This is a genomic window from Streptomyces sp. Je 1-79, from assembly GCF_025195125.1.
Taxonomy (GTDB): domain Bacteria; phylum Actinomycetota; class Actinomycetes; order Streptomycetales; family Streptomycetaceae; genus Streptomyces.
On the sequence record NZ_JAMGSL010000011.1, the window covers coordinates 261829 to 275880 of the forward strand.

12 protein-coding genes are annotated in these 14052 nt (G+C 73.6%); 9 read left to right on the plus strand and 3 right to left on the minus strand.

What is annotated here, in order from left to right:
• The first annotated feature begins 21 nt into the window (after positions 1–21).
• Together M5362_RS23920 and M5362_RS23925 are read left to right on the plus strand one after the other, a co-directional pair.
• Positions 22–2853, plus strand: a complete 2832-nt coding sequence (locus M5362_RS23920; RefSeq protein WP_260229760.1) for an alpha/beta fold hydrolase — start codon at positions 22–24, stop codon at positions 2851–2853.
• Complete coding sequence (locus M5362_RS23925) at positions 2850–3728, plus strand: ABC transporter permease (protein WP_260229761.1); 879 nt, start codon at positions 2850–2852, stop codon at positions 3726–3728. The genes M5362_RS23920 and M5362_RS23925 overlap by 4 nt, the downstream gene beginning before the upstream one ends.
• A 48-nt stretch (positions 3729–3776) precedes the next feature.
• Here M5362_RS23925 and M5362_RS23930 read toward each other — a convergent pair whose 3' ends face one another.
• Positions 3777–4490, minus strand: coding sequence for a DNA-binding response regulator (locus tag M5362_RS23930; RefSeq protein ID WP_260229762.1), 714 nt, complete (start codon positions 4488–4490; stop codon positions 3777–3779).
• Between the two features lie 218 nt (positions 4491–4708).
• Here M5362_RS23930 and M5362_RS23935 point away from each other — a divergent pair, with 218 nt between their 5' ends.
• The 7 genes from M5362_RS23935 to M5362_RS23965 all read left to right on the plus strand — a co-directional run bounded on the left by M5362_RS23935 (position 4709) and on the right by M5362_RS23965 (position 11940).
• Positions 4709–6268 (plus strand): von Willebrand factor type A domain-containing protein, encoded by a 1560-nt coding sequence (locus M5362_RS23935; RefSeq protein ID WP_260229763.1) that lies wholly within the window; start codon positions 4709–4711, stop codon positions 6266–6268.
• A 46-nt stretch (positions 6269–6314) separates the two neighbouring features.
• On the plus strand, positions 6315–6782 hold the full coding sequence (locus M5362_RS23940) for a DUF1772 domain-containing protein (RefSeq protein ID WP_260229764.1): 468 nt from the start codon (positions 6315–6317) through the stop codon (positions 6780–6782).
• A gap of 157 nt (positions 6783–6939) precedes the next feature.
• Positions 6940–7350, plus strand: coding sequence for a CrcB family protein (locus M5362_RS23945; RefSeq protein WP_260229765.1), 411 nt, complete (start codon positions 6940–6942; stop codon positions 7348–7350).
• Positions 7347–7700 (plus strand): fluoride efflux transporter CrcB, encoded by a 354-nt coding sequence (gene crcB / locus M5362_RS23950; protein WP_260229766.1) that lies wholly within the window; start codon positions 7347–7349, stop codon positions 7698–7700. Before M5362_RS23945 ends, crcB begins: the two co-directional genes overlap by 4 nt.
• A gap of 61 nt (positions 7701–7761) precedes the next feature.
• A complete protein-coding gene (locus M5362_RS23955; protein ID WP_260229767.1) occupies positions 7762–8928 on the plus strand; it encodes a lactate 2-monooxygenase in 1167 nt (388 codons plus the stop codon).
• A gap of 170 nt (positions 8929–9098) precedes the next feature.
• Positions 9099–9890: a BTAD domain-containing putative transcriptional regulator gene (locus M5362_RS23960; protein WP_260229768.1), complete on the plus strand. Its 792-nt coding sequence runs from the start codon at positions 9099–9101 to the stop codon at positions 9888–9890.
• A 76-nt stretch (positions 9891–9966) separates the two neighbouring features.
• On the plus strand, positions 9967–11940 hold the full coding sequence (locus M5362_RS23965; RefSeq protein ID WP_260229769.1) for a GAF domain-containing protein: 1974 nt from the start codon (positions 9967–9969) through the stop codon (positions 11938–11940).
• On the opposite strand, the gene M5362_RS23970 is transcribed toward M5362_RS23965, so the two are convergent.
• Entirely contained in the window at positions 11901–13046 is a 1146-nt protein-coding gene (locus M5362_RS23970) for a transposase (RefSeq protein WP_308354902.1), read from the minus strand. The genes M5362_RS23965 and M5362_RS23970 overlap by 40 nt on opposite strands.
• A 396-nt stretch (positions 13047–13442) precedes the next feature.
• On the minus strand, positions 13443–13958 hold the full coding sequence (locus tag M5362_RS23975; protein ID WP_260229770.1) for a shikimate kinase: 516 nt from the start codon (positions 13956–13958) through the stop codon (positions 13443–13445).
• Positions 13959–14052 lie beyond the last annotated feature (94 nt).

Below are 14052 nucleotides of genomic sequence, written 5' to 3' on the forward strand. Positions count from 1 at the left end.
GGCACGCCTAGGCTCGGCACCATGCCATTCCGACTTCCCCGGTGGGCCGCGGTCACCGCCGCCCTCGCCGTGCTCGCGGGCGCCGGCACCTGGACCGCCGTCGCCTCCGACGAACCGCCGCCCGTGCACCGCGCGGACCAGGTGCTCGACATGCCCGGGGCGCGGATCGACACCTCGTACTTCACCTCGGGGCCCGCCGCCGACCGCAGGCCCGCCGTGCTGCTCGGCCACGGCTTCGGCGGCTCCAAGGACGACGTCCGCGCCCAGGCCGAGAAGCTCGCCCGTGACGGTTACGCCGTCCTGACCTGGTCGGCGCGCGGCTTCGGCGCGTCCACGGGGCAGATCGGACTCAACGACCCCGCGCACGAGGTCAAGGACGTCCAGCGGCTCGTCGACTGGCTCGCCCAGCGGTCCGAGGTCCAGCTCGACAAGGCCGGCGACCCGCGCGTCGGTGTCACCGGCGCCTCCTACGGCGGGACGGTCTCGCTCCTCGCCGCCGGCCACGACACCCGCGTCGACGCGATCGCCCCGCAGATCACGTACTGGAACCTCGCCGACGCCCTCTTCCCGGACGGCGTCTTCAAGAAGCTCTGGGCCGGGATCTTCTTCTCGACCGGCGCCGAGGCGGGCGCACCGGCCGGAGCCGACCGCGGCACCGAGCCGCGTGACGGTACGGGCTCCGAGACGGATGGCGGTACGGGCTCCGAGACGGGCCCCGGTGCCGGTGCCGGTGCCGGGGCCAGGTCGGGTGCCGGTGCTGGTGCCGAGTCCGGTGCCCAGTCCGGTGCCGAGAGCGGCACCGCCCCAGCCCCCGCTCCGGGCTCCGCCGGCTGCGGGCGTTTCACCGCCGAGCTGTGCGCGATGTACGAGAGCGTCGCCGTCGCCGGGAAGCCCGACGCCGCCGCCCGTGCGCTCCTCGAAGCCCGCAGCCCCTCCGCCGTCGGCGACCGCATCAAGGTCCCCGCCCTGATCGTCCAGGGGCAGAGCGACTCCCTCTTCCCGCTCACGCACGCCGATGCCATGGCGAAGACGATCGCCGCCAACGGCGCGCCCGTCTCCGTCGACTGGGTCGCGGGCGGCCACGACGGCGGCGACCGCGAGACCGAACGGGTCGAGGCCCGGATCGGCGCCTGGTTCGACCGTCACCTCAAGCAGGACAAGGGCGCCGACACCGGCCCCGCGTTCCGTGTCAGCCGCACCGGTGGAGTCGACTCCACCGACGGCCAGGCACAGCTGCGCGGCGCGACCTCCGACCGTTACCCGGGCCTCTCGGGCACCCCGCTCTCCGTCCCGCTCGACGCCGGCCGGCCGCAGTCCTTCGCCAACCCCGCGGGGGCCAGTCCGCCCGCCATCTCGGCCGTCCCCGGCATCGGCGGCGGACTCTCCCGGTTCTCCTCCCTGGGCGTCGGCCTCTCCCTCGACTTCCCCGGCCAGTACGCCCGGTTCGACGCGAGGCCACAGGCCGAACCGGTACGGATCACCGGCTCGCCGACCGTCCGCGTCAAGGTCACCTCGGACAGCCCGGACGGCTCGGCCGTCCTCTTCGGCAAGGTCTACGACGTCGGGCCGGACGGACGCCAGCAGGTGCTGCCCGCCCAGCTCGTCGCCCCCGTCCGCGTCGAGAGCGCCGCCAAGGGCCGGAGCGTCGAGCTGACGCTGCCCGCGATCGACCACGAGGTGGAGGCAGGCCACCGGCTGCGGCTGGTGCTCGCGGCCACCGACCTCGGCTACGCCTCGCCGGCCGCGCCGGCCACGTACACCGTGGCCGTCGAGTCCCCGCTGACCGTGCCCACGGCGCCCGCGGTGAACACCCAGGCGGCCGCGATGCCCTGGTGGGTGTGGGGCCTGCCGCTCGCCGGTGCGCTGATCGCCGCCGCGCTGCTGCTGACCTCCCGGCGCCGGACCGCGGCCCCCGCCCCCGATCCCGAACTCGCCGTCGTACCGCTGCAGATCACGGGCCTGTCGAAGAAGTACGCCAAGTCCTCCGACCGGTATGCCGTACGGGACCTCTCCTTCCGTGTGGAGCAGGGGCAGGTCCTCGGACTGCTCGGGCCCAACGGCGCCGGAAAGACCACCACCCTGCGCATGCTCATGGGCCTGATCACCCCCGACGACGGGGAGATCCGGGTCTTCGGCCAGGCCATCCGCCCGGGCGCGCCCGTCCTCTCCCGGGTCGGTGCCTTCGTTGAGGGCGCGGGCTTCCTGCCGCACCTCTCCGGGCGGGACAACCTGGAGCTGTACTGGAAGGCCACCGGCCGTCCCGCGGAGGACGCGCACCTGGGGGAGGCCCTGGAGATCGCGGGCCTCGGCGACGCGCTCGCCCGCGCCGTACGGACGTACTCGCAGGGCATGCGGCAGCGGCTCGCGATCGCCCAGGCCATGCTCGGCCTGCCGGACCTGCTGATCCTCGACGAACCGACCAACGGCCTCGACCCGCCACAGATCCGCGAGATGCGGGACGTGATGATCCGTTACGCGGCCGGCGGCCGGACCGTCATCGTCTCCAGCCACCTCCTCTCCGAGGTCGAACAGTCCTGCACCCATCTCGTGGTGATGGACCGCGGGCAGCTCGTCCAGGCCGGACCGGTCGGCGAGATCACCGGCGCGGGCGACACCCTGCTCGTGACACTGGGGGACACCGTCCCCGACCCGCTCGTCGACAAGATCGGCGCGCTGCCCGGGATCGGCTCGGCGGCACGGACCGAGGGCGGACTCCTGGTCCGTCTCGACGGGGCCGACGCCACCGCCCTGATCGGCGAACTCGTCCGCCTGGACGTGCCCGTGACCGGTGTGGGACCGCACCGGCGCCTCGAGGACGCGTTCCTGACCCTGATCGGAGGAGGATCCGCATGAGCACGACCACCGCGGAACCGGCGGAGCTCGTGGAGACCGCCCCCGGCTACCGGGCGCGGCGCACCCTGCCGCTGCGCGTCGAGGCCGTACGGCAGCTGAAGCGGCGCCGCACCCTGGTCATGGGCGCCGTCCTCGCCGCCCTGCCGTTCGTCCTGATCATCGCCTTCGCCATCGGCGGGGACCAGGACGGCGGCGGCAACGGCCGGATCACGCTGATGGACACGGCGACGGCGTCGGCGGCGAACTTCGCCGCGACCTGTCTCTTCGTCTCGGCCGGCTTCCTCCTCGTGGTGGCGGTGGCCCTGTTCTGTGGGGACACCGTCGCCTCCGAGGCGAGCTGGTCCTCGCTGCGCTATCTGCTGGCCGCGCCCGTGCCCCGGGGCCGGCTGCTGTGGTCGAAGCTGGCCGTGGCGCTCGGCTTCAGCGCGGCGGCGATGGTGCTGCTGCCGCTGGTCGCGCTCGCCGCGGGCACGGTCGCCTACGGCTGGGGGCCGCTGAAGCTCCCGACCGGCGGCGCTCTGCCCGCCGCCGAGACCCTGCCCCGTCTGGGCCTCGCCGTCGCCTTCATCCTCGTCTCCCAACTGGTGACGGCCGGGCTCGCCTTCTGGCTCTCCACCAAGACCGACGCACCGCTGGGCGCGGTCGGAGGCGCCGTCGGTCTGACGATCATCGGCAACGTCCTCGACGCGGTCACGGCGCTCGGCTCCTGGCGCGACTTCGTGCCCGCGCACTGGCAGTACGCCTGGGTGGACGCGCTCCAGCCCCAGCTGGAGTGGGGCGGGATGCTGAAGGGCACGGCGATCTCGGTGACGTACGCGGTGATCCTCTTCGCCCTCGCCTTCCGGGGCTTCGCCCGCAAGGACATCGTCTCGTAGGCCCGGGAGCCACCGAACGGCAGCGCGGAGGCCTCCACCACCGTCCTGTCACAGCCACCCCCTTCGGGCCGCTTCCGCACCCGCGCGGAAGCGGCTCGTCGTGCCCAGGGCGTGCAGCAGCTCGCCGACCCGGCGGCTGTAGGTGCGGCCCGACATGCCGAGGCGGGCGGCGGCCGTCTCGTCGGTGAGTCCGGCGAGGAGCGCTTCGAGGATGGGGCGGAGCTGGGGAGGCAGCTGCCCGCGCGGCCCGGCCGTGGCTGCGGTCAGCTCCTCGCCCGTGTCCCAACTGGCCTGGTGCGCGCGGACCAGGGCCTGTACGACGACCGGGTCCCGGATCAGCAGCAGCCCGTTGTACAGCAGCTCCAGATCGAGCGGGACCGCCGCGACCGTGCGGTCGACGAGGATCATCTTGAACGGGATCGCGTCCGTGAGCCGGGCGCGGCCGGGCAGCCGGACCGCGCCCGCCACATGGGGGAGGGCGTGGCGCGGCACGATCCGTCTGACCTCCGGCGCCCGCTCCACCGCGGCCCGCATGCACGCTCCCGCCAACTCCAGGAACGGCTCGGGGATCGCACGGCCCACGGAGGCGGCCGGGTCGTCGAAGGTCAGCAGCTCGTGCCGGGTCGAGGCGGCGAGCCCGGCCAGCGCCGCGCTGATCCTCCTCGTGCCGCGGACGGGGCGGCCCGGAGGCCGCTGGGCCTCGGGCGCCGCCCGGTTCATCGCCGATCGCGCGAGCATCACGGAGCCCGCAGTCTCTGCCACCGCTGACCACCCCCGCCCCCATCGGTGTGCCACTCCATGTACGCATGTGACTGCACACGGTGACAACCCCTGTTGAGGAAGGTGGCGAGTCCATGCCACGCGCGGCGTACACCGGCCGCCGTTGCCGCATTGAGATCCATCCGCAACTCCTTCGTCTGCTCCTTTCGCCCTCCCCGGACGTCACATTCACAAGTGACGGACCTCAAGGGGGAGATGACGTGGAGCGACGAAACCGGGCACGGCTCGCGGCCGGGATCCTGGCCGCCGGACTGGTCCTGACGGGGTGTGGGAGCGGCGGAGACACCGAGCGGGCCACGGACAGCCGGGGCGGCGGCAACCACGCGCCGGACGCGCCCCGGCCGGAGGCGCCCCGCCCGGAGTCGGGCGGGGAGGACGCGGCCGAGGGCGAGCAGCGGTACAGGCGCCCGCCCGCCGACTACCTCTCGACCTTCGCCCTGGACGTGGACACCGCCTCGTACGGCTATGCCCGCCGCACCCTCGCCGAGGGCCGGCTGCCCGAACCGGCGTCCGTACGGCCCGAGGAGTTCGTCAACAGCTTCCGCCCGGACTATCCGAGGCCGGAGGGCGAGGGGTTCAGCGTGACCGTCGACGGCGCCCGGACCGGCGACGAGGGCTGGTCCCTCGTCAGGGTCGGGCTCGCCACCGCGGCGGCGGACCGGGAGGGCGAACGCCCGCCCGCCGCGCTCACCTTCGTCGTCGACATCTCCGGTTCGATGGCCGAGACCGGCCGCCTCGACCTGGTCAAGGAGTCCCTCGGCATCCTCACCGACGAGCTCCGCGACGACGACTCCGTCGCCCTGGTCACCTTCAGCGACGAGGCCGAGACCCGGCTCCCCATGACGCGGGTCAAGGGGCAGCGCGAGCGCATCCACGGCATCGTCGACGAGCTGAGGACCACCTCCTCGACCAATGTGGAGGCCGGGGTGCGCACCGGCTACGACGTCGCGGTCGAGGGCCACCGCAAGGGCGCGACCAACCGGGTCGTACTGCTCTCCGACGCCCTCGCCAACACCGGCGAGACGCAGGCGCAGTCGATCCTGAACCGGATCGACGAGGAGCGCCGGGAGTACGGCATCACCCTCTTCGGAGTCGGTGTCGGCAGCGAGTACGGCGACGCGTTCATGGAGCAGCTCGCCGACAAGGGCGACGGACACACCACGTACGTCTCCACCACCGAGCAGGCCCGCAAGGTGTTCGTGGAGCAGCTCCCCACCCACATCGAGCTGCGCGCCCGCGATGCCAAGGCGCAGGTCGCCTTCGACCCGAAGACCGTCGAGCGGTTCCGGCTGATCGGCTACGAGAACCGGGACGTCGCCGACGAGGACTTCCGCAACGACCGGGTCGACGGCGGCGAGGTCGGCGCGGGCCACACCGTCACCGCGCTGTACGCCGTGAAGACCCGGCCCGGCGCCACGGGGCAGCTGGCCACGGCCACGGTCCGCTGGCTCGACCCGAAGAGCCGCGCACCGCACGAGAAATCCGGCAGCGTCACCACCGGCGCCCTCGCCGCCTCGCTCTGGGCGCCGGGCCACGACAGTCTGCAACTGACGGCCGTCACCGCCTACTTCGCCGACCGGCTGCGGGGCGGGGATCTGCCGGGCGCGCCCCGGCTCCCGGAGCTGGCGGAGCGCTCGGGGGCGATCGCCGAGCGGTCGGGTTCCCAGGTGGTCCGGGAGCTGACCGAGGCGATCCGGCAGGCGGACAGGCTGTTCGGACCGGGCGGCGGCGCGGAATCAGGTGATCCGTACAGCGGCTGATCCACAAGCGCTGCGCGGGGGCGGGGGATCCGGCCATGATGGGCCCATGGCCACCCTGCTGCTCGCCCTCGCCGTCGCTTCCACCGGTCTCTACGCCGGGTTCATGCTGATCTTCCAGACCGGGATCATGCCTGCCCTGGGGCGGCTCGACGACGGCGCGTTCGTCGACGCCATGCGGCGGATCAACGAGTACGTTCCCAAGCCGCTGTTCGTGCTCGTGTTCCTGGGCGTCGTGGCCTTCCCGGTCGCCGCGTTCTTCGTGCCCGTCGACGGTCGCTCCGACACGCAGAAGTGGCTGGTCCTCGCCGGTCTCGTCTGCGCGGTCCTGAACCACCTGGTGACCCTCGGCGGGAACATCCCCCTCAACAACGCGCTGGCCGCCTCGGAGCGGACGGACGAGCTCCCCTCCGCCGTGCGTGGCGCCTTCGAGAAGCGCTGGAACAGCTTCCACCTGATCCGTACGGTGCTGATCACCGCCTCGTTCGGGCTGCTGATCGCGGCCGCCCTGAACTGATCTGACGGACTCCGGGGCCCGGCTTTGTCCGGAGGGGGGCCCGGCCCGACCATCCAAGGACGAGGCGGCCGGGCCGGCCCCTGGTTAATGCCCCAGGCCAGGGGCCGCGCCTGTCCGCCTCGCTCGGTCCGTCCCGGGGGCCGCATAGCCTGACGTCATGGACTTCCGTGGAGAGCTGCCGGTCGTCGGCGTCGTGGCCGCCGGCGGGGCGCTCGGCGCGGCGGCCCGCTACGGCGCGTCGCTCGCCTGGCCCACGCCCGCGGGCGCGTTCCCCTGGACCACCCTCGCCGTGAACACGGCCGGCTGCGCCGCGATCGGCGTCCTGACGGTCCTGCTCACCGAGGCCGCCACCGCGCCCCACCCGCTCCTGCGGCCCTTCCTCGGCACGGGAATCCTCGGCGGCTTCACCACCTTCTCCGCCTACGCCCTCGAAGCGCAGCGGCTGTTGGGCGCGGGGGACGCGGGCCGTGGCGTGGCGTACCTGGCAGGCACGGTGGTCGCCGCGCTGGGGGCGGTCGGGGCCGCGACCCTCGCGACCCGCGGCGCCCTGGCGAGGGGGGCGCGGTGAACTGGCTGCTCGTCGTCGCGGGCGCCGCCGTCGGCGCGCCCCTGCGGTACCTCACCGACCGGGCGATGCGCTCGCGCCGCCGCCCCGGCTTCCCCTGGGGCACGTTCACGGTCAACGTCGTCGGCTCCTTCGTCCTCGGCCTGCTCACCGGGGTCGCCTCCGGCCGGCTCCATCTGCTGCTCGGCACGGGGCTGTGCGGTGCGCTGACGACGTACTCCACCTTCTCCCACGAGACGTTGAGGCTGTACGAGGGCGGAGCGAAGGGGTACGCGGCGGCGAACGTGGCGGGGAGCCTGGCCGCCGGGCTCGGAGCCGTATGGCTGGGAGTGGTGGCCGCAGGGGCCTGGTGAGGCGCCGGGCCCCGGTGGCAAGGTGCTCCCACGACGATCCTCCGAGGGGCGGTACCCGTACATGAGCTGGGCGGACTTCCAGTACGAGATCTATCTGAACGGACTGACCGGAGCCGTCCCGCGGCTCCCCACGGACCTGACCCGCCTGGAGGAGCTGGCCGCCGCCCGGCTGGGCCCGGGCCCGGTCGGCTACGTCGCCGGAAGCGCGGGCGACGGGTCCACCGCGAGCGCCAACAGGGCGGCTCTCGAACGCCGGCGGATCGTCCCGCGGATGCTCCGCGACGTACGCGAACGGGACCTGTCCGTGGAGCTGTTCGGCCGTACGCTGCCCGCCCCCGTCGCGCTGGCGCCCGTCGGCGTGCTGTCGATCCTGCACCCCGACGCCGAACCCGCGGCCGCCCGGGCGGCCGCGGCGCGCGGCATCCCGTTCATCCTCTCCTCCGCCTCCAGTACGCCGATGGAGCAGGTCGCGGAGGCGATGGGGGAGGGGGAGCGGTGGTTCCAGCTGTACTGGCCGAAGGACGAGGAGGTCGCCCGCTCCTTCCTGCGCCGGGCGAAGGCGGCCGGTTTCACGGCCCTCGTCGTCACCCTCGACACCCCGCTGCTCTCCTGGCGGCCCCGCGACCTCGACCAGGCGTACCTGCCGTTCCTGCACGGGGTCGGGACCGCCAACTACTTCACCGACCCGGCGTTCCGGGCGGGCCTGGCCAAGCCGGTCGAGGAGGATCCGAACGCGGCCGTGATGCACTTCGTGTCGATGTTCGCCGACCCCGGGAAGACCTGGCCGGACCTGGCGTTCCTGCGCGAGAACTGGGACGGGCCGGTCGTCCTGAAGGGGGTCCTGCACCCCGACGACGCCCGCGCGGCGGCCGACGCGGGCATGGACGGCGTCGTCGTCTCCAACCACGGAGGGCGTCAGGTCGCGGGTGCGATCGCCGCCGCCGACGCCCTGCCGGCCGTGGCGGACGCGGTCGCCGACCGGCTGACGGTCCTCTTCGACAGCGGTGTCCGCACCGGCGCCGACATCGCCAAGGCCCTGGCGCTCGGCGCGTCCGGCGTGCTCGTCGGGCGCCCGTACGCCTACGGTCTCGCCCTCGACGGCGGGCCGGGCGTGGACCATGTGATCCGCTGCCTGCTCGCCGAACTCGACCTCACCCTGGCGCTGTCCGGGCACGCGAGCCCGAAGTCCCTGACGAGGAAGGATCTTTCGGAGACCGGCACGGCCTGATCCGTACCGCGCCAGGCCGACAGGGTCTAGGCCCGGGAGGGAACGTCCGCCCGCCCGGGCCCACTTCCGTCCGCCGATTGTTTCCTTGACGTCAAGATATCCCCTCCTCAAAAAACGAAGTGGTCATTATTATCTTATGGTGGCAGGACGTGAACCATGGAGGGGGCGCTATGGATCTGAAGGTGCTGGGCTTGCTCAACGTGCAGGAGGGCGGGACGCCGATCGTCCCCACCGCCGCACCGGCCCGCCAACTGCTCGCACTGCTCACGGCCCATGCCGACCACATCGTGCCGACGGCCGTCCTGACCCAGGAGCTCTGGCCCGAAGGGCCGCCGCAGTACGCACAGGACATGGTCGCGACGCACGTCCGGCAGTTGCGGGAGCTGATCGACGCGGCGCTGGGCGTCGGCCGCGAGGAGGCGGCGGGCTCGTCCCCCGCCAACGGCCCGCGCACGGCGCGCGACGTCCTCGTCTCGCTGACCTCCGGCTACCGCCTCGCCACCGGAGGCGGCACCTCCGACCTCCGGGTGTTCCAGCGCGCGGCCGGCGCCGGCTACCGGGCCATGGAGCTGGAGGACTACGCGACCGCGGCCGAACGCCTCGGCGAGGCCCTTGAGTTGTGGACCGCCGACGCCTACACCGGCGTCGTGACCGGACCCCACCTGCGGACGCACATCGCCCGCCTCGAACAGTCCCGGCTGCGGGCCCTCGAGCAGTGGGTCGAGGCGCAGCGCAGACTCGGCCGACGGCACGAGCTCTACACCGGCCTGTCCGTCTTCCTCTCCCGGTTCCGCAGCTCGCCGCCGCGGTACGAGGCGATGGTCGCCGAGCTGGAACGCGGCGCGGACCACGGGGGTGCGGTGCGGCCGTACCGGGAGGCCGCGGCGGTGCGCATCGGGACCGTTCTGCACTCCGCGCGGCACGCGCTCCCGGCACGTCAGCGCATGTCTGTCGCCGGTTGACCGGAAGATCCCCGTCGAACTAGTTTCTGACCGATAACGGACGAAACGCGTTCGACGGGCTGGGGGCTCGCACACCATGACGGTTCCACAGACCAACGACACCGGCCTGATGGCCGTCCTCGAACTCCTCGCCGACCAGGCGCCGTCGGGCCGGTTCGACGAGGTGCTGCAGCGAGCCCGTCGCGACGGCGCCACGGACCGGGAGCTGGCCCGCCTGGAGCGGGCCGTGCATCTGGCCCGTGGCGTACAGGCCTGGCAGGGGCAGCGCCGGCAGCGCGAGGACGGCCTGGCCGACCTGGTGGACACGGCGAGGGACCTGACCTCCCCGCACGACGTCGAGTCCCTGCTCCAGGTGGTCACCCGGAGGGTCAAGCGGCTCCTCAGCTTCGACATGACGTCCATCGCCCTCCTCGAACCGGAGGGCGACCTGCGGGTGTACGTCTCCGACGGCTCGACCACCGCGCTCGTCACCGGTCACTCGGTTCCGGCCGCCTACGGCCTGGGCCACCGGACCCTGGCGGCCAGGGCGCCGCTGTGGACGGCCGACTACCTCGACGACGCCACGATCGCGCACGACGAGAGCGCCGACGAGGTCGTACGGGCCGAAGGCCTGCACGCCATGATGGCCGTGCCGATGTGCAACGGCGACCAGACCCTCGGCGTGCTCTACGGCGCCGCACGCTCGGTGCGCCACTTCAGCCCGGACGAGATAGGCCTCGTCTGCTCCCTGGCGGCCCTCGCCGCCGTCGCGATCGAGCGGGCGGGCCGGTTCGAACAGGCCCGGGGCGAGGTGGGCCGGCTGGAACTGGACGGCTTCCGCACGCGTACGAGCCTGGTCAGACTCCAGCAGCTCAACGAGGCGCACAGCCACACCCTCGGCCTGCTGCTGGCCGGCGCCGACCTGACCACCGTCGCCAAGGCGGCCGGCGACGCGCTCGACTCGGCGCTCCAGCTGCGCGACCCGGCCGGCCGGCCGCTCGCCTCCAGCGGCGACCTCGGTGACCTGGACGAATCCGCCGTGGCCGAGGCGGCCCTGGACGCGCACGCCCATCTGCGGCCCGTCGTCACCGCCGGGGGCACATGGGTCGCCCCGGTCACCGCGGGGGCGGAGGACCTGGGCGTCCTGGTGCTGCGACCGACCACCGCCCTGGTGGGGGAGGACGAGAGCCTGCTGCAACTGACCGCGCAGACCTTCGCGATCCAGCTCCTCCTCAGACGCAGCACGGCCGTCGCCGAAGGGCCCGTAAGGGACGACCTGTTCGACGAACTCCTCGCGGCCGGTGACCGCAGCGGGCACCAGACGCACTACCTCCTCCAGCGTGCGCGCGGCCTCGGGATCGACCTGGAAGCGCCCCACGTCCTGCTCGTCGCCCACCCCGAGGGCGGCGAGCAGGGTCGTGCCGTGGTGTGGGCCTCCTCCTACGCGCACCGGATGACCGGGCTCAAGACGGTCCACAGCGGCCACATCGTGCTGCTCCTGCCGGGGACGGACGCCTCGGCCGCCGCCCGCGCCGTGGCCGACCAGCTGTCACCGCTCCTCGGCCACCCGGTGTCGGTGGGCGCGTCGGGGCCCGGCCGGGGCGCCGCCGCCATCGGCCGGATGCACAAGGAGGCGATGCGCTGCCTGGACGCGCTGACCGCGCTCGACGGCGCGGGCAGCACGGCATCGGCGAAGGACCTCGGCTTCCTCGGTCTGCTGCTCTCCGACGACCACGACGTGGACGGCTACATCCAGTCGGCGATCGGCCCGGTCCTCGACTACGACCGCGACCGCCTCACCGACCTGACCGGCACCCTGGAGTCGTACTTCGCCTCGGGCGGCAGCCAGGCCGGCGCGGCCGACGTGCTGAACGTCCACCCCAACACGGTGTCACGCCGTCTCGACCGGGTCACCGACCTGCTCGGCGACGCCTGGCAGCAGCCCGGCAGAACGCTGGAGGTGCAGCTCGCGCTCCGGCTGCACCGCTCCCGCGAGGTCCTGCGCCGCCAGCGCCGGCCGGGCACGGCCCCTCAGGCGGAGGCGAGCTCCGCCGGACGGCCCGGGGCGTAGCCGGCGCCGGACAGCACGACCGCCGCGTGGGCGGCGGAGGCGAGCGTCATGTGCCGGTGCCAGCCGCGGAAGGAACGGCCCACGTAGTCCCGCAGCCCGGTCTCCTCGCCGACGCGCGCGAAGTCCGCGTCCACGCGGTCGGTGAGCTTCGTCAGCCGCAGCAGGGGGCCGGCGCCCGGCTGCGCCATGCTCGTCAGCCAGAGCGCGGACGGCGGCCGGGTCGGGTCGGTCCACTCGCCCAGCAGGAACAGCCCGCGCGGCGCGGCGGAGCGGTCCGACAGGGCCACCGGCACCATCGCGGCGAGCGACGTCCGAGGGACGTGCCCGGCGACCGTGTCCTGCCACGGCACCGGCCGGCGGACCCCCTTGACCAGCTGGAGGATCTGCTGGGCGGGCAGCGGACCGCCCCGGAAGCCCGGCATGGCACGGTCCGCGACGGACAGCCGCTGGGAGCCGGCGATCCGGAGGAGGAAGGGGACGCCCGCCGCGGCGAGCGGGGCGACCGCCGCGGGCGCGTCGCCGTCCCGCAGGTCGATCAGGACCGGCCGGCGCGGACCCCAGCGGCGCGCGGCCTCCAGGGCGACCGCCACGGCGCACTCCTCCTGGCTCTCGGCCCCCGCCTCCTCCGGTACGCCCGCCCGGGTGCGCAGCGCGGGGTCGTGGATCCACTGCTCGGGCAGGACCAGACGCCAGTCGACGGGCGCGCTCAGCTCCTGGGAGGCGAGCCACACGCCGTAGGCCTGCTGGCCCCGGAACGACTGGCGCAGATGCGGGGCGAACCCCCGGTCGACACCGACCGAGTGCTCGCCGGTCTTCGGTATCGACATCTGGCGCACCACCCAGGCCTGGGCGGCCGTCTTCCGCTCCAGATGGGCGGCGAGCGCGGCGCGCAGCGGGCGCCAGCTCCAGGTGGAGTCGGCGATGAAGTGGTGCAGCGTCTGTTCCGTGGCCGGAGCGCCGAGATGGGCCGCGATGTTACGGGCCGTCTTACGCCCCTCGGTGGTGAGCAGCCCGCGCAGGTACTGCGCTCCCCGCTGCCGCTGGTCCTTCCTGGGGAACGACGAGAACAGCGTGGCGCAGAGCTCGGAGACGGCGTCGTCGGACACGGACGGGTCGGCGGGACGCCCGCTCCGGCACGGCACGGTCAGCGGTCGGACCGGGTCTCGTCGCCTGATGACAGCTGTGTTCACGACACTCCAACCATGGGGGATGGCCTGCTCTGTTGCCCTCCAACGATCGCTTCGCGGGGGTGCCGCGGACGAGGTGTCCACGGCACCCACCTCCCGCCGCTCGTGCGTGCCGGACCACTGCTGATTCGGCCATTCCGGATATGCCAGATGGCTAGGGGCGAGCTGGTTCCGGCGGGGTGTGGCCGGACCACCACGCGGGCGGTACGGGTGCGGGGCCACCCACCGGTCGCGGCCCGGCCGGCCTCGTCGTAGCCGCCCGTGGGGAATCCGTACGCGCCGAACCGCCGACCTGGACACGAGCGATCTCAGCCATCAACGGCTCGACTCCAGCGCGGCCAGGACCGCGTCCGCGACCTCTTCGGGCGTGCGACCGTCGGTGGCCACGACCGCCCGGGCGACCTCGGCGTACAGGTGCCGCCGTGACTCCGTCAGCTCCTGCCAGCGCCCGCGGGGATCGCCCGCGAGCAGCGGCCGCGCGGTGTCGAGGCCGGCGCGGCCGACCGCCTCCTCGACGCCCATCGTCAGGTGGACGACCGCGGCGTGGGCGGAGAGCAGTTCACGGGTCCCGGCGTCCAGGACCGCGCCGCCTCCCAGGGCCAGCACCCCGTCGTGCTCCACGAGCGCGGTGGCGACGGCGGCCTTCTCCAGCGCCCGGAAGTACGTCTCGCCCTCGTCGACGAAGATGTCGGCGACGGACCGCCCCTGGGCGGCGACGACGGCGTCGTCCGTGTCCCGGTAGGCGCAGCCCAGCCTCTTCGCGAGCAGCGCGCCGACGGTCGACTTGCCCACCCCCATGGGTCCGACCAGGACGATCAGGGGTGCGGTCACCGGATCTGGAGGTGGTCGAGGTACGAGCGCACATTGCGGCGGGTCTCCGGAACACTGTCCCCGCCGAACTTCTCCACCACCGCGTCCGCGAGAA

Coding starts and splice junctions, on each gene's coding strand:
- M5362_RS23920 (WP_260229760.1), top strand. CDS start 22: ATGCCATTCCGACTTCCCCGGTGGGCCGCGGTCACCGCCGCCCTCGCC.
- M5362_RS23925 (WP_260229761.1), top strand. CDS start 2,850: ATGAGCACGACCACCGCGGAACCGGCGGAGCTCGTGGAGACCGCCCCC.
- M5362_RS23940 (WP_260229764.1), top strand. CDS start 6,315: ATGGCCACCCTGCTGCTCGCCCTCGCCGTCGCTTCCACCGGTCTCTAC.
- M5362_RS23945 (WP_260229765.1), top strand. CDS start 6,940: ATGGACTTCCGTGGAGAGCTGCCGGTCGTCGGCGTCGTGGCCGCCGGC.
- M5362_RS23955 (WP_260229767.1), top strand. CDS start 7,762: ATGAGCTGGGCGGACTTCCAGTACGAGATCTATCTGAACGGACTGACC.
- M5362_RS23960 (WP_260229768.1), top strand. CDS start 9,099: ATGGATCTGAAGGTGCTGGGCTTGCTCAACGTGCAGGAGGGCGGGACG.
- M5362_RS23965 (WP_260229769.1), top strand. CDS start 9,967: ATGACGGTTCCACAGACCAACGACACCGGCCTGATGGCCGTCCTCGAA.